Raw genomic sequence first — 13,359 nt, 5'->3', positions numbered from 1 at the left:
GCAGAAATTGCGATCGCCGAAAGTGCTTGGATCGGTGGCCATTCGGGGCCTAATTTGATCGCCGTCAAGTCAAATTGCGCAACCGAAGCGGCTGCACCGTGATGACGGTGATTCGGATCCCTGCATCCGCATGCTTTGCGCGGGTCGCTCGGCCACGCCGCCGTCCCGCCACGGCGATGGCCGCGGTCCTCGCGCTCCGCTCGGCGCGCTCGCCTCAGGAGGGCAGGACGAGCCCGAGGCGCACGAGATCCTCGGGCGTGTTCGCGTTCGCGAACGCCCGGCCGTCGGGATCGATCGTGCGCCACTCCGGCTCCTCGACGACGGCGGAGTGGACGGAGCGCGCGAGGTGCTGGAGCGACGGATCGCCCTCGGCGAGGAGGCGCGACAGGAGCGGCAGGCACGCGCGCGACCAGAGCGCGTGCAGCGGCTCGAGCCGCCCGCGCCAGCGCACGAGCACCGCCTCCACGCCGGCGCGCCGCGCGGCGAGGAGCGCGATGCCAGGCGCGGACACGAAGGGCATGTCGCAGCCGGCGGTGAACACCCACTGCGTGCGCGCCGCCGAGAGCGCCGCGTGGACGCCGCCGGGCGCGCCCTTTCCGGCGACGAGGTCCGGCACCACGGGCGCGCCGAGCGGCGCGTAGGGCGCGGGGTCGTTCGCGACGACGAGGGCCCCGCCCTCGAAGAGGTCGCCGAACAGCCGGAGGGAGCGCGCCGCGATGGGTTCGCCGCCGACGAGCAGGAGCCCCTTCGGCCGGCCTCCCAGGCGCGTCGCTCGCCCCCCCGCGACGAGCGCTCCCGTGCAGTCGGAGATGCGTGCCGCCGTCACGGCGGGGGAGCATAACAGCGGAGCGCCGGCCCGGGCGGCGGCGAGGCTGGAGTCGAGCGGTCGATTCGGGTACAACCCTACGCCCCTATGAAGCCGGAGCAGCGCATCGAGGCCTTCCGCGCGTTCGTGGCGAAGAGCCCGGACGACGCCTTCGCGCGCTACTCGCTCGCGATGGCGCTGCGCACCGCCGGCCGCGCGGACGAGGCGATCGCCGAGTTCCGCGAGACGGTCCGGCGCAAGCCGGACTACGTCCCGAGCTACCTCATGCTGGGCCAGGCGCTCGAGACGGCCGGCCGCGACGGCGAGGCGGCCCGGGCGTACGAGGACGGGATCGCGGCGGCGACCCGCACGAACGACATGCACGCGCGGAGCGAGCTCTCGCAGGCGCTCGACGCCGTCCGCGCGCGAGGAGCGTGAAGAGATGAGCCAGATGGACCCCAAGGATCTCGACGTCGTCCCCGCGCCGGAGGAGCTCCCGAGCTCGCTCGGCGGGCTCATGCGCGGCAAGCGCGTGCTCATGACCGGCGTCGCGAACGACCGCTCCATCGCGTGGGCCATCGCGCAGGCGTTCCAGCGCGAGGGCGCCGAGCTCGCCTTCACCTACCCCGGCGAGGCGATGGAGAAGCGCGTCCGCCCGCTCGCCGAGGGGATCGGGGCGAAGGCGATCATCGACTGCGACGTGTCGAAGGACGAGGACATCGACCGCTCGGTGGCCGAGCTGCGCAAGGTCTGGGACCGCGTGGACGTGCTCGTCCACTCGATCGGCTACGCGCCGCGCGGCGCGCTCGACGGCCGCTTCACCGAGGTGACCACGCGCGACGCGTGGCGCATCACCATGGACGTCTCCGCCTACTCCCTCATCGGCCTCGCGCGCGCGTTCCGGCCGATGATGCCCGCCGGGTCGAGCATCGTGACGCTCACCTACTACGGCGCCGAGAAGGTCGTCCGGAACTACAACGTGATGGGGGTCGCGAAGGCCGCGCTCGAGGCCTCCATGCGCTACCTCGCCGAGGATCTGGGCCAGGACGGGATCCGCGTGAACGCCATCAGCGCCGGGCCCATCAAGACGCTGGCCGCCGCGGGCATCAAGGGGATGCGCACCATGCTCGGCGAGAACGCGGCGAAGACGCCGCTCCGCCGGAACGTGGATCAGGAGGACTGCGCGAGCGCCGCGCTCTACCTCTGCTCGCCGCTCGGGCGGAACGTGACGGGCGAGGTGCTGCACGTCGACGCCGGCCAGAACATCCTGGGCGTCGTCTCGATGGAGTAGGAGAGGCCGGCTACGGGCGACCGGCTACGGGGCTACGGGGAGCGCTCCGGGCATCGCTCGCACTTGCTTCTCCCGAAGTCGAAGCCTGGAGCCCGAAGCCTCCGCCTCGGCCTAGAGAAACCGCCCTCGCCGCGGCTTCTCGCCCACGAACGGGTTCGAGAGCCGCTCCTCGCCGACCACGCCCGCCGGACCGTGCCCGGGGAGGAAGCGCACGTCGTCGCCGAGCGGGAACAGCTTGCCGGTGATCGACGCGTGCAGCGCGTCGAAGTCGCCGCCCGGAAGATCGGTCCGCCCCACCGAGCCGGCGAACAGCGTGTCGCCGCTGAAGAGCAGCCGCTCCTGGGGGAAGAACAGGCAGATGGAGCCCGGGCTGTGGCCCGGCGTGTGGATCACGCGCCCCTCGGAGGCGCCCACGCGGAAGCTCTCGCCGTCGCCCGGGTGGTGATCGACGGCGGGCGCGACCACCGGCTCGAAGCCGAACATCTCGGCCTGGCGCGGGAGCGCCTCCAGCCAGCCGGCGTCGCCTGCGTGCAGCGACACCGGCGCGCCGGTGGCCTCCTTCGCCTCGGCGGCACCGGCGACGTGATCGATGTGTCCGTGCGTGCAGACGATCCGCACGACGCGCCAGCCGGGCTCGACGAGGGCCAGGACGCGCGCCGTCTCGCCGCCAGGGTCCACGAGCAGCGCCTCGCCCGTGCGATCGCAGGCGGCGACGTAGGCGTTCGCGGCGAAGGGGCCGACGACGGCGTTGCGGACTACCAGCATGGCTGGACCTCCCGCCACCGCGCGTGGCGGTCCGCCGAAGCGAAGGGCCGAGGGACGCGATCCCTCGGCCCTGGGCTGTCCGGCAGGCGCGCCGTCGCCGGCGCCGAGCGGGTCAGTAGGAGAAGGACGACCCGCAGCCGCAGGTCGTGCGCGCGTTCGGGTTGTTGAACTTGAACCCGGCGCCCTGCAGGCCGACCACGTAGTCGATCGTCACGCCCTGGAGGTACATCGAGCTCATCGGGTCGATGAACAGCTTGACGCCCTCCTGCTCGAACGAGACGTCGCCCTCGCGGGGATCCTTCTCGAAGTCCATGGAGTACTGGAAACCCGCGCAGCCGCCGCCCATGACGCCGACGCGGATGCCGTACTCGCTGAGACCCTCACGTTCCATCGCGTCCTTCACCATCTCGACCGCCTTCGCGGTGAGGCGGACGGGGGCGTCGACGCCCAGGTCCGTCGGGGAGGGGGCTACGGGGCTCAAGGTCGTGGCATCCATGTGTTCGAAATCTCCGTGGCGGGGCTGGTCGCCCGGCCGCTTGATGTGACGCAAGGAAGTGTAACAGCGGGGTTGGGCGGCTTCAATCCGACGTGCCGCCGCTTCACGGAGCCACCCGGGCAGGCCGGCTCAAGCGCGGCCGGAGAGGTGCCGGCCGCCATCGACGGGGATGACCGCGCCCGTCACGAAAGGAGCATCCGCCAGGAAGCGAACGGCCGCCGCGACGTCGTCCGGCGTCCCGGCCCGCCCGAGCGGGATGCGAGCGACGAGCTCCCGGCGCCGCTTCGCCGGATAGCTCTCCGGCCACAGGACCGTCCCGGGAGCCACCGCGTTCACCCGGATGCGAGGGGCGAGCTCGAGCGCGAGGCACTCGGTCAGGCGGACGAGCGCAGCCTTGGACGCCGCGTAGGCCGCGAAGCCCCGCCACGGGACCAGGCCGCCGCCCACGTCGGCGACGTTCACGATGACGCCCCGCGAGCGGGAGAGCAGGGGGAGGAGCGCGCGCGACAGGAGGAGCGGCGCGCGCGCGTTGAGGTCCATCTGCGAGTCGAACGCGGCCGCGTCGGTCTCCTCGAGCGGCAGGGCCTCGAACGCGGCGGCGCTGTTCACCAGCAGGTCCAGGCGGCGGTGGTCCCGGGCGAAGGCGGCGGCGAGCGCGGCGGGCCCGTCCGGCGCGGCCAGATCCGCCTGCAGCGCGCCGGGGAGGCCACGCGGAGGGTGCGAGCGGTAGTGGGGGACGACGGTCCAGCCGTGGCGGGAGAGGTCGCGGGCGATCGCGAGGCCCACCCGCACGCCGGCGCCGGTGACGAGCGCGACGCGCCCTCGCGCGGCGCTCACGGCGCGTCCCCGCGCGGCGGCTCCCAGGCGATCTCCTCGCGGCGCGCGCGGTGGTTGGCGAGGCGCGCGGCGACGAAGAGGAAGTCGGAGAGGCGGTTCAGGTAGGCGAGCGTCTCGGGCGCCACCTCGACCTCGGCGGCGAGCGCGACCACCCGCCGCTCGGCGCGGCGGCACACGCAGCGGGCGAGGTGGAGCGCCGCGGCGGTGCGCGTGCCGCCGGGCAGGACGAACTGGCGCAGCGGCGGGAGCTCCGCGTCCCACGCGTCGATGGCGGCCTCGAGCCGCGCCGTCCACCCGGCGTCGATGGGGGGGATGGCGGAGCGGGCCTTCGCGTCGTGCGGCGTCGCGAGCTCGGCGCCGACGCAGAAGAGCTCGTGCTGCGCGCGCGCGAGGTGACCGTCGAGCTCCGGGTCCTCGACGATCGCCCGCGCCGCGCCGAGCGCGGCGTTGAGCTCGTCGACCTCGCCGTAGGCGTCGACCCGCGCGTCGCTCTTCCGCACCCGCGGCCCCCCGAACAGGCCCGTCTCTCCGCGATCGCCGCTCTTCGTGTAGATCTTCACGCGGGCTTGCCTATCAGAGGCGCGACGCGGGCCGCAACGCCCGCCGAGGAGCGGATGGAGCCGATCTTCGAGGGAGATGCGCTCGTGGCGGTCGGTCGGGCCGCGGCGGAGCGCGCCTGGGCGGGTGGGCTCACCGTGCTCAGGTCCGACGGGAGCGTCGTGCCGATCCCGCTCCTGGCGGAGCCGGAGGTGCTGTCGCGCGAGGCGCTCGCAGCCGCCGCGGGCGAGGCGCAGGCGATCCTCTCGGGCGCGGTGAAGCTCGCGCGCCACCTGCTGGTCCACGGCGACGCGCGCGACCGCGACGCCCTCCTGGGCCCGTTCTCCGGCCTCGAGGGCGAGGCGATGGCCCGGCTCTTCGACGAGGCCCCGCTCCCGGTGCTGCACGCGCGCGTCGACTTCCTCGTGCCGGAGGGAGGGGGAGCGCCCCGCGCGCTCGAGCTCAACGCGACGATCCCCGCCATGTCCGGCTACGCGGACCTCGCCGCGCACGCCTGGATCCGGGCGGCCGCCGCCGCGCGCGGCAAGCCGCCGCGCGAGGTCGAGGCGCTCGTCGCGCGCTGCGGCAGCCACATGGAGCGGCTGCGCGAGGTGCTCGTCGCGTACTACCGGAGCCGCGGCGGGACGCGCGAGCGCCCGTCCGTCGCGCTCGTCGCGCGGCCGGGAGACGCGCAGCTCGGCGAGCTGCGCCGCCTCGCGGCCCACCTCAGGCAGATGGGTCACCGCGCGGAGAACCTCGTGCCCGCGGAGTGCGAGCCGGAGGGGTGGGACGTCCTGTACCGCCACGTGTGGGCGCACCGCGTGGACGCGGCGGCCCCGTTCGCTCGCGCGCTCCTCGCCCCCGGGCGGCACGTGCTCGTGAACCCGGTGAACGGGCTGCTCGAGGCGAAGGCGCTCTTCGCCCGGCTCTCCGAGTGCGCCGAGGACGCGCCGCTGGCGGAGCGCGCCGGGCTCGACGCCGGCGAGCGGGCGGCGGCCGGCCGGCTGCCGGTGACGCGGCGTCTCACCGAGGAGCTCGTCCCGCGGCTCCTCGCGGAGCCCGCGCGCTGGGTGCTGAAGCGGAGCTGGGACTACGGCGGCAAGAGCGTGCACCTCGGCGCGGAGGCGCCGCGCGAGGAGTGGCCGCGGATCGTGGAGGCCGCGCTCGCGGACGGGCGCGGCGGCGGCTTCGTCGCGCAGGAGCGGATCTTCGCGATGCGCCGCGCGGCGACGCGGCTGACGCCCGAGGGCGTGGAGCGCGGCGAGCTGTACCGCGACCTCTCCACCTACTGTGGGCTCGGCCCGGCGCGGGCGGACGGCTCGGTCGTGCGCGCCGCCGCCTCGCCGATCGTCAACATCCTCGGGGGCGGCGGCCTCGCGCCGGTCGTGCCCGAGGCCGTGCACGAGGCCCTGCGATGATCGTCGGCGAGACGACCTGCACGCGCGTCCTCGTCGGGCGGCTCGAGCCGGGCGAGTGGCTGCACGAGGCGCTCCTCGAGCTCGCGCGCCTGGAGCGGGTGGACGCGGCGTTCGTGCGCGGGCAGGGGATCGTGGAGCTCGTCGAGCTCGACCTGTGGGACCCCGCGCGCCGGAGCTACGGCGGGCCGCTGCGGCTGGAGGGCGCGCTCGAGCTGGCGAGCCTGTCCGGCACGATCAGCCTGCGCGGCGGCGCCCCGGACGTCAGGCTGCACGCGGTGGTGGCGTGGCCGCAGCTCGAGCCCGGTCCGCCCGCCTGCGCCGGCGGGCTGCTCGCCCGGGCCCGCGCCGTGTCGGTGGAGCTGGCCCTCGACGTCTACGACGACGGGGACCTCGACCGCAGCGTGGACGATCCCGTCACGGGGCTCCCGCTGTGGCGGACGCCGCGGCGTCGCTGAGCTCGCCGCGGAAGTCGGCGATGGCGGGGATGCCGGGGAGCGGCGCGATCGGCCTGCCGGAGTGGTCCGTCGCGAGGTGGACCACGAGCGCGCGCGGCCAGCGCCGCGCGTAGAGGTTGACGTGCGCCGGCTCGTTGTCGAAGGCGGCGACCACCGGGCCGAGCCGCTCGACGCGGGTCGCCGCGAGCTCCTTCCAGGCGTCGTCGCCGAGGGAGAGGTCGTCCTTCATGACGAGGTGGGCGCCCGCGCCGTCGGGCGCGGGGAAGCCCTCCCTGCGGAACACGTGCAGGGTGCCCTCGCGCATGCTCGACGGGCGCCCGGTGACGTACGCGATCACGGCGCCGGAGCGGGCGAGCGCGCGGACGAAGTCCCCCGCGCCGGCGATCGCCGCGTCGAGCCGGCAGTAGGCGTTCGTGAAGAACCAGTCCGCCCAGAAGCGCCGCGCGGGCCCGGCGTGCGCCGCCACCTCCGAGGGCGAGAGCCCGGCGTTGCGCAGCGCCACCCGCAGGTCCCAGCCCTCCCAGTGCTCCGGCCGCGCGTCGAGCAGCGCGGGGACGCCGGCCACGCGGCCGTAGTCCTGGAGGATACGCGCCTGGCGCGGGCGGTTGTCGAGCAGCGTGGAGTCGAGATCCAGCACCACGACGCCGGCCGGCGCGGCGGCCGCCGCGCGGCGCAGCGCGGCCGAAAGGATCGCCTCCTGCGCGTCGCGGCGGCTCATGCCTGAGACCTAGCGCGGCGGGGCCACGGCGAAACGCCCGGGTGGGAGCCGCCGGCGCGGGAGCGCAAGGTGGGAGCGCCGCGGCCAGGGTGGGCTGCGCGAATTGCGTGTCGTTCGGCCGTGGGGGGAGCGCCGCCGCTCCCGCCGCCCCGATCTCGGCTAGAGTCGAGGCGTGATCGAGAAGGCGGAGATCCTCGTCGTGGACGACGCGCCGAGCCAGGTGGAGTGGCTCGTCGCAGTGCTCTCGCGGGAGGGGTACCGGGTCCGGAGCGCGCGCGACGGCGGCGAGGCGCTCCGCGCGGTCGGCGAGTCGCCCCCGGATCTCGTGCTGCTCGACCTCGTCCTGCCGGACGTGAGCGGGCTCGAGGTGCTGCGCGCCATGAAGGCGCGGCCGGAGGATCCGTTCGTCCCCGTGATGATCCTGTCCGCCCAGTGCGACGTGGACACGAAGGTGGCCGGCCTGCGGCTCGGCGCCGACGACTTCCTCGCGAAGCCGTTCGCCGAGGCGGAGGTCCTCGCCCGCTGCGCCGCGATGCTGCGCATCAAGTCGCTCCAGGACCAGCTCCGCCGCGCGCAGCGGGACCTGGAGGAGCGCTCCGTCACCGACGCGCTCACCGGGCTCAAGAACCGCCGGTTCTTCGACGAGCGCCTGAACGAGGAGTTCTGCCGCGCGCACCGCTACGCCGACCCGGTGTCGCTCATCATGATCGACCTCGACCACTTCAAGAGCGTGAACGATCGCCACGGGCACCCGGCGGGCGACGCGGTGCTCCGGGAGGCGGGGGCCGTCGTGCGCAAGTCGATCCGCGATCCGGACATCTGCTGCCGGTACGGGGGCGAGGAGTTCGCGGTCATCCTGCCGAAGACGCACCTGCCCGGAGCGCTCGCGGTCGCGGAGCGCATCTGGCGCGCGCTCGGGAAGCGGGTCTACGCGATCCCCGCCGGCGCGCCGGGCGGCCCGGCGGAGCTGAAGGTGACCGCCTCCATCGGCGTGGCCTTCTTTCCGTCGAAGGACATCACCGCGCACGAGCACCTGCTGCGCTTCGCGGACGAGGCGCTCTACCAGGCGAAGCGCGCCGGCCGGAACACCATCTGCCTGTACCAGGCGCCCACCTCGGCGCCGCCCGTCCCTGCTGCCTGAGACTGCCGCCAAAGATTGACGCCAAATTGGCGTGACTGTCAGGGTAGGGGTATACGTTGACCCGGAGCGTATCGTTACCCGGGTTCGATCGCGCTCAACTGCTGGAAAACACTGCTCCCCGGGTCCGTCCTTCGTGGACCGGACGATGCACCCAGGGGGCGCCCCGTGATGCAAGCGCAGGTCATCTCGACTGGGTCCGTGCACCCCGGCGCCCGCCCCGAGTCCACGCTGCTCGTGGTCGAGGACGACGAGCACGTCCGGCGGGCGCTGCTGCGCGTCCTGCGCCGCTCCCGCTGCCGCGTGCTCGAGGCGTGCGAGGCGCACGGGGCGCTGCGGGTCCTCGAGCGCGAGCCGGTGCAGGCCATCGTCTCGGATCACCGCATGCCGGGCATGACGGGCATCGAGCTGCTGCGCGTGGTCAAGGAGCGCTGGCCTCGCGTCCAGCGCGTGCTGCTCACCGGACAGGCCGACTCCGCCGCCGTGGAGGAGGCGGTGAACCGCTCCGAGGTGTTCCGCTTCATCTGGAAGCCCTGGGACGACGCGCACCTGCTCATCACCATCCAGAGCGCGATCGACCAGTTCTGGACGGTCGAGGAGAACGACCGGCTCACGGGTGAGCTGGCGGCGCGCAACGGCGAGCTGGAGCGGTTGAACCGCGACCTCGACGCGCGCCTGGTCGCGCGTCAGGCGGCGCTCGTGCGCGCGGCGGAGGAGTGGCGGGCCTGCTTCGACGCGCTGGGCGACCCGGTGGCCATCGTGAAGGGCGGCGGGTGCGAGGTCGTCCGCGCCAACGCCGCCTTCGCGCGCGCGGCGGGGGTCGCGCTGAACGCGCTGCCCGGCCTGCGCTGCGGCGATCACGCCTTCGGCGCGCTGCCGTGCCCCTCACGCTGCCGCGTCGCCGCAGGGGGGGTCGAGGCCGAGACCGCCTACGCCGACCGCACCTGGCTCGTCCGCTCGTTCCCCTTCACCGGCGAGGACGGCGCCTTCGTGGTCGTGATGAAGGACGTCACCGAGGAGCGGGAGGTGACGCAGCGCCTGTTCCAAGCGGAGAAGATGTCGGCCATCGGCCAGCTCGCCGGCGGCGTCGCGCACGAGATCAACAACCCGCTCGGCGGGATCCTGGCCTTCGCGCAGCTCATGAGCCGCGAGGAGCGCACGCCCGCGGACCTCGAGAGCCTGAAGCTCATCCAGGACGCGGCGATGCGCGCGAAGCGGATCGTCGAGAGCCTGCTCCGCTTCTCGCGGCGGCCCCGCAACGAGGAGAAGGGCCCGGTCGACGTCGCGCAGGTCGCGGAGGACGCGCTGTTCCTGCTGCGCCCGCAGATGAAGGACGGGCGCATCGAGGTGGTGCGCGACTACCGCGCGGCGACCGCGCTCGGGAACGCCAACCAGCTCCAGCAGATCTTCGTGAACCTCGTCGTGAACGCCATCCAGGCGATGGCGGGCGCGGGGCGGCTCACCGTCGCGGTGGGCCCGGCCGCGGCCGGGCGCGTGCGCGCCTCCGTCGCCGACACCGGCCCGGGCGTCCGCCCGGAGATCGCGAAGCGGATCTTCGAGCCGTTCTTCACGACCAAGCCGGAGGGGAAGGGCACCGGGCTCGGCCTCTCCATCTGCTACCAGATCGCCGAGGACCACGGCGGCTCGATACGCGTCGAGCCGGGCCCTGAGGGGGGCGCCTGTTTCGTGGTCGACCTGCCGGCGTCGCAGCCGAAGCACTGAACCGAGGGGACCATCACCATGGCCGATGGCACAGACACCAAGCCCGTACGCGTCCTCGTGGTCGACGACGAGCCCACGCTCCTCCGCGCGCTGGAGGCCCTGCTCGGACAGAAGGGCTACTCCGTCGTCGGGCTCGACTCACCCATCGTGGCGACGCAGCGCCTCGCGCACGAGGACTTCGACGTCGCGCTGCTCGACATCAAGATGCCGCAGCTCTCCGGCCTCGAGCTCCTGTCGGCGGTGAAGCACCGCCGGCCCGAGGTAGAGGTCATCATGATGACCGGGCACGCCACGGTCGAGACCGCGCTCGCCGCCGTGCGCTCCGGGGCCTACGACTACCTCACGAAGCCGTTCGAGGACGTGGAGCTCGTCGCGCGCGCGGTCGCCAAGGCGGCCGAGCGGAAGATGCTCTTCGACCGCAACCGCCGGCTGGAGACGCAGCTGCGGGAGAAGGAGGGCGGCGCGCCGGAGGGGCTCGTCGGCAACTCCGCCCCCATCCGCGAGGTGGTGCGGATGATCGAGGCGGTGGCGTACAGCGCGACGACGGTGCTCGTCACCGGCGAGAGCGGCACCGGCAAGGAGCTGGTCGCCCGCGCCCTGCACGCCCGGAGCCCGCGCCGGGCGCAGCCGTTCGTGGCGCTCAACTGCGGCGCGCTCACCGAGACGCTCCTCGAGTCGGAGCTCTTCGGCCACGTGAAGGGCGCGTTCACGGGCGCCCAGCGCGACCAGAAGGGGCTGTTCGACGCCGCCGACGGCGGCACCATCTTCCTCGACGAGATCGGTGACATCCCCCCCGCGACGCAGGTGCGGCTCCTGCGCGTGCTGCAGGAGGGCGAGCTGAAGCGCGTCGGCTCCGCCGAGTCGGTGAGGGTCGACGTGCGGGTCATCGCCGCGACGCACCGCGACCTGCCGCGGCTGGTCAAGGCGGGCAAGTTCCGCGAGGACCTCTTCTACCGGCTCAACGTCATCAACATCCCGCTCCCCTCGCTGCGCGACCGCGTCGACGACGTCCCGCTGCTCGCGCACCACTTCCTGCGCCGCTACGCGGAGCGGCTCGGGAAGCGCGTCCGCGCGCTGGCGCCCGACGCGATCGAGCTCCTCTGCGGCTACCGCTGGCCGGGCAACGTCCGCGAGCTCGAGAACGCGATCGAGCGCGCCGTCGTGCTCTGCCGCGGCGAGGCCGTGACGGGCGGCGACCTGCCGCCCGCCGTGACCGGCCGCACCGCGCCGCTCGTGCGCGAGGCCCCCGCGGGCGGGGACGAGGCGGTGTGGCTCACCATGTCCTACGCCACGGCGAAGGAGCAGTCGCTGCGCCGGTTCGAGAAGGGCTACGTCGAGACGCTCATGCGTCACTGCGACAACAACATCTCCGCCGCGGCGCGCAAGGCCGGGATGGACCGCTCGAACTTCAAGCGCGTGCTCCGCAAGTACCGCACCGACGTGGAGCCGGACGCCGGCGAGCCGGAGGAGAGCGACCGCGCCGCAGGGTAGCAGGGCGGGAGACGGGGCCGGCGCAGTCGGCCGCGCCGGCCTCTCGCCTCACCTCAAGGGAACAGCGGATCCGCGAGCCGCGGGTTCGCGGCCGCGCGCTCGGTGGTGAAGCGGAGCTGGACCGCCTCGTCCTTCCAGGCCTCGACGGCCCGCGGGAACCAGTCGCCGCCGGTCGGCGAACCCCACCCGAGCAGGCGGACGTCGAAGAGCGCGCCGCCCTCGGCGGAGACGAGCCGCATCGGCTGGAACGTCTCCTTGTCCACGTACGCAACGGGCTTCGCTTCCTTCGCCCGCGCGCCCACCACGTAGGCGAGGCGGCCGTCGAACCGGCCGAGCGACGCCTGCGAGGTCGAGACGCCGCGGCGCCCGAGCACGTTCGCGTACGCGGCGGCGCCGCCGCCGGACAGCGACGGCGCGAGGAGCGCGCAGGTGGAGCGCACGAGCGCGAGCGCGGAGGGGAGCTCGGCCAGGCCGCGCGAGCCGGCGACGCGCCCTTCACGGATCGCGACGTACGGGCGGCTCGCCTCGGGGACGTCGAGCGGCGCGAGCTCGAGGCGGCAGCGGCCAGGCACCTTCATGAGGAAGCGCGCCGGCACGGTGAGCTGCCCGCCGCGCAGCTCGATCGCGGCGGCCTGCGCGAGCCTCCCGGCGTCCGGGCCCTCGGCCTGGAACGTCCCCTGGACCTCGAGCGAGACGAGAGAGAGCTCCGCGCGCCTCGAGGCGAGGCGGGACAGGATCCCCGAGACGGGGAGGACGTAGGCGAGGGCGGGGAGGGCGGCGGCGAGGAAGGCGGCGGCGAGGACGAGGCGCTTCGTCAACGGGACATCTCCTTCATGAGCTCGCGCAGCGGGCCCGCCAGCTCCGGGCGCTTCAGCGCGAAGGCGAGGTTCGCCTTGAGATACCCCAACCGGTCGCCGGCGTCATATCGGTCGCCCTCGAAGCGGTACCCGAGCAGGCTCTCCTCGCGCGCGAGCACCGCGAGGGCGTCGGTGAGCTGGATCTCGCCGCCCACCCCGGGCTCGACCTGATCCAGCACCTCGAAGATGCGCGGAGGGAGCACGTACCGGCCGATCACCGCCAGGTTCGAGGGTGGATCCTGCTTCGGCTTCTCGACGATGCGCTCCACCTCGATCGTGCGCGGCTCGAGCTCGGTGCCCGCCGCGATGCCGTACATCGAGGTCTCCTCGGGCGGGACCTCCATGAGGGCCACCGTGGCGAGCCCGTGCTTCGCGTAGCAGTCGGCGAGCTGCTTCGCGCCGGGGACCTTGGCGTCGATGATGTCGTCCCCGAGCATCACGACGAACGGCTCGTCGCCGATGACGTCGCGCGCGCACAGCACGGCGTGCCCGAGGCCGAGGGGCTCCTGCTGCCGGACGGTGATGACGTTCGCCATCTGCGCGATGGAGCGCATCTGGCGCTTCAGCTCGTGCTTGCCGGTCCGCTCGAGGTGCGCCTCGAGCTCTGCGGCGATGTCGAAGTGATCGACGATCGACTCCTTGCCGCGGGCGACCACGAGCACGACGTCGCGCACGCCCGCCGCCACCGCCTCGGCGACGATGTACTGGATCGTGGGCGTGTCCACGATGGGGAGCAGCTCCTTCGGGACGGCCTTCGTCGCGGGGAGGAAGCGCGTGCCGAGGCCGGCTGCAGGGATGACGGCCTTGCGGATGGTCCGGTTCGCCATGG

General features: G+C 73.9%; 15 protein-coding genes. 7 read left to right on the top strand and 8 right to left on the bottom strand.

Translation table 11 applies throughout. The features are described 5' to 3' along the window. Positions 1-214 precede the first annotated feature (214 nt). Positions 215-826 carry a molybdenum cofactor guanylyltransferase gene (locus ANAE109_RS18445; protein ID WP_012098398.1) on the bottom strand — a complete coding sequence of 204 codons (612 nt, stop codon included), beginning with the start codon at positions 824-826 and terminating at the stop codon, positions 215-217. An 87-nt stretch (positions 827-913) separates the two neighbouring features. Between ANAE109_RS18445 and ANAE109_RS18440 the strand changes: the two genes are divergently transcribed. Further along, positions 914-1,243, top strand: a complete 330-nt coding sequence (locus ANAE109_RS18440) for a tetratricopeptide repeat protein (RefSeq protein WP_012098397.1) — start codon at positions 914-916, stop codon at positions 1,241-1,243. A 4-nt stretch (positions 1,244-1,247) separates the two neighbouring features. Then, positions 1,248-2,096, top strand: a complete 849-nt coding sequence (locus ANAE109_RS18435) for an enoyl-ACP reductase (protein ID WP_012098396.1) — start codon at positions 1,248-1,250, stop codon at positions 2,094-2,096. A 111-nt stretch (positions 2,097-2,207) separates the two neighbouring features. On the opposite strand, the gene ANAE109_RS18430 is transcribed toward ANAE109_RS18435, so the two are convergent. The 4 genes from ANAE109_RS18430 to ANAE109_RS18415 form a co-directional block, all read right to left on the bottom strand. Beyond that, positions 2,208-2,861 carry an MBL fold metallo-hydrolase gene (locus ANAE109_RS18430; protein WP_012098395.1) on the bottom strand — a complete coding sequence of 218 codons (654 nt, stop codon included), beginning with the start codon at positions 2,859-2,861 and terminating at the stop codon, positions 2,208-2,210. Positions 2,862-2,973: 112 nt separating this feature from the next. Then, complete coding sequence (gene erpA / locus ANAE109_RS18425; protein WP_012098394.1) at positions 2,974-3,357, bottom strand: iron-sulfur cluster insertion protein ErpA; 384 nt, start codon at positions 3,355-3,357, stop codon at positions 2,974-2,976. Between the two features lie 129 nt (positions 3,358-3,486). Next, positions 3,487-4,194 carry an SDR family oxidoreductase gene (locus tag ANAE109_RS18420; RefSeq protein ID WP_012098393.1) on the bottom strand — a complete coding sequence of 236 codons (708 nt, stop codon included), beginning with the start codon at positions 4,192-4,194 and terminating at the stop codon, positions 3,487-3,489. Continuing rightward, the gene (locus tag ANAE109_RS18415) at positions 4,191-4,754 is read right to left on the bottom strand and encodes a cob(I)yrinic acid a,c-diamide adenosyltransferase (protein ID WP_012098392.1); all 564 of its coding nucleotides are present in this window, start codon (positions 4,752-4,754) and stop codon (positions 4,191-4,193) included. The genes ANAE109_RS18420 and ANAE109_RS18415 overlap by 4 nt, the downstream gene beginning before the upstream one ends. A gap of 54 nt (positions 4,755-4,808) precedes the next feature. On the opposite strand from ANAE109_RS18415, the gene ANAE109_RS18410 reads away from it, so the two are divergent. Together ANAE109_RS18410 and ANAE109_RS18405 are read left to right on the top strand one after the other, a co-directional pair. Further along, positions 4,809-6,149, top strand: coding sequence for a hypothetical protein (locus tag ANAE109_RS18410; RefSeq protein ID WP_012098391.1), 1,341 nt, complete (start codon positions 4,809-4,811; stop codon positions 6,147-6,149). After that, positions 6,146-6,604 (top strand): PPC domain-containing DNA-binding protein, encoded by a 459-nt coding sequence (locus tag ANAE109_RS18405; RefSeq protein WP_012098390.1) that lies wholly within the window; start codon positions 6,146-6,148, stop codon positions 6,602-6,604. The genes ANAE109_RS18410 and ANAE109_RS18405 overlap by 4 nt, the downstream gene beginning before the upstream one ends. On the opposite strand, the gene ANAE109_RS18400 is transcribed toward ANAE109_RS18405, so the two are convergent. Further along, positions 6,564-7,322, bottom strand: a complete 759-nt coding sequence (locus ANAE109_RS18400; protein WP_012098389.1) for a hypothetical protein — start codon at positions 7,320-7,322, stop codon at positions 6,564-6,566. The two genes, ANAE109_RS18405 and ANAE109_RS18400, sit on opposite strands and share 41 nt — an antisense overlap. Positions 7,323-7,494: 172 nt before the next feature. On the opposite strand from ANAE109_RS18400, the gene ANAE109_RS18395 reads away from it, so the two are divergent. The 3 genes from ANAE109_RS18395 (at position 7,495) to ANAE109_RS18385 (ending at position 11,673) form a co-directional block, all read left to right on the top strand. Beyond that, on the top strand, positions 7,495-8,463 hold the full coding sequence (locus ANAE109_RS18395; protein ID WP_012098388.1) for a diguanylate cyclase: 969 nt from the start codon (positions 7,495-7,497) through the stop codon (positions 8,461-8,463). A gap of 168 nt (positions 8,464-8,631) precedes the next feature. Then, positions 8,632-10,182 (top strand): ATP-binding protein, encoded by a 1,551-nt coding sequence (locus ANAE109_RS18390; protein ID WP_012098387.1) that lies wholly within the window; start codon positions 8,632-8,634, stop codon positions 10,180-10,182. 18 nt (positions 10,183-10,200) lie between these two features. Next, positions 10,201-11,673 (top strand): sigma-54 dependent transcriptional regulator, encoded by a 1,473-nt coding sequence (locus ANAE109_RS18385; protein WP_012098386.1) that lies wholly within the window; start codon positions 10,201-10,203, stop codon positions 11,671-11,673. Positions 11,674-11,726: 53 nt separating this feature from the next. On the opposite strand, the gene ANAE109_RS18380 is transcribed toward ANAE109_RS18385, so the two are convergent. Both ANAE109_RS18380 and galU read right to left on the bottom strand, forming a co-directional pair. Continuing rightward, positions 11,727-12,491 (bottom strand): hypothetical protein, encoded by a 765-nt coding sequence (locus ANAE109_RS18380; RefSeq protein WP_012098385.1) that lies wholly within the window; start codon positions 12,489-12,491, stop codon positions 11,727-11,729. Then, on the bottom strand, positions 12,488-13,357 hold the full coding sequence (gene galU, locus ANAE109_RS18375) for a UTP--glucose-1-phosphate uridylyltransferase GalU (RefSeq protein ID WP_041448494.1): 870 nt from the start codon (positions 13,355-13,357) through the stop codon (positions 12,488-12,490). Before galU ends, ANAE109_RS18380 begins: the two co-directional genes overlap by 4 nt. Positions 13,358-13,359: the final 2 nt, after the last annotated feature.

Source organism: Anaeromyxobacter sp. Fw109-5 (genome assembly GCF_000017505.1).
Classification (GTDB): domain Bacteria; phylum Myxococcota; class Myxococcia; order Myxococcales; family Anaeromyxobacteraceae; genus Anaeromyxobacter.
The sequence above is the reverse complement of the archived record's forward strand: the minus strand, read 5'-3'. Positions and strand labels throughout refer to the sequence as shown.

Excerpts from the sequence above, each read along its gene's own strand:
- ANAE109_RS18385 (WP_012098386.1), top strand. The coding sequence starts at position 10,201 with ATGGCCGATGGCACAGACACCAAGCCCGTACGCGTCCTCGTGGTCGAC.
- ANAE109_RS18435 (WP_012098396.1), top strand. The coding sequence starts at position 1,248 with ATGAGCCAGATGGACCCCAAGGATCTCGACGTCGTCCCCGCGCCGGAG.
- ANAE109_RS18430 (WP_012098395.1), bottom strand. The coding sequence starts at position 2,861 with ATGCTGGTAGTCCGCAACGCCGTCGTCGGCCCCTTCGCCGCGAACGCC.
- ANAE109_RS18410 (WP_012098391.1), top strand. The coding sequence starts at position 4,809 with ATGGAGCCGATCTTCGAGGGAGATGCGCTCGTGGCGGTCGGTCGGGCC.
- ANAE109_RS18390 (WP_012098387.1), top strand. The coding sequence starts at position 8,632 with ATGCAAGCGCAGGTCATCTCGACTGGGTCCGTGCACCCCGGCGCCCGC.
- erpA (WP_012098394.1), bottom strand. The coding sequence starts at position 3,357 with ATGGATGCCACGACCTTGAGCCCCGTAGCCCCCTCCCCGACGGACCTG.
- ANAE109_RS18400 (WP_012098389.1), bottom strand. The coding sequence starts at position 7,322 with ATGAGCCGCCGCGACGCGCAGGAGGCGATCCTTTCGGCCGCGCTGCGC.
- galU (WP_041448494.1), bottom strand. The coding sequence starts at position 13,357 with ATGGCGAACCGGACCATCCGCAAGGCCGTCATCCCTGCAGCCGGCCTC.
- ANAE109_RS18440 (WP_012098397.1), top strand. The coding sequence starts at position 914 with ATGAAGCCGGAGCAGCGCATCGAGGCCTTCCGCGCGTTCGTGGCGAAG.
- ANAE109_RS18405 (WP_012098390.1), top strand. The coding sequence starts at position 6,146 with ATGATCGTCGGCGAGACGACCTGCACGCGCGTCCTCGTCGGGCGGCTC.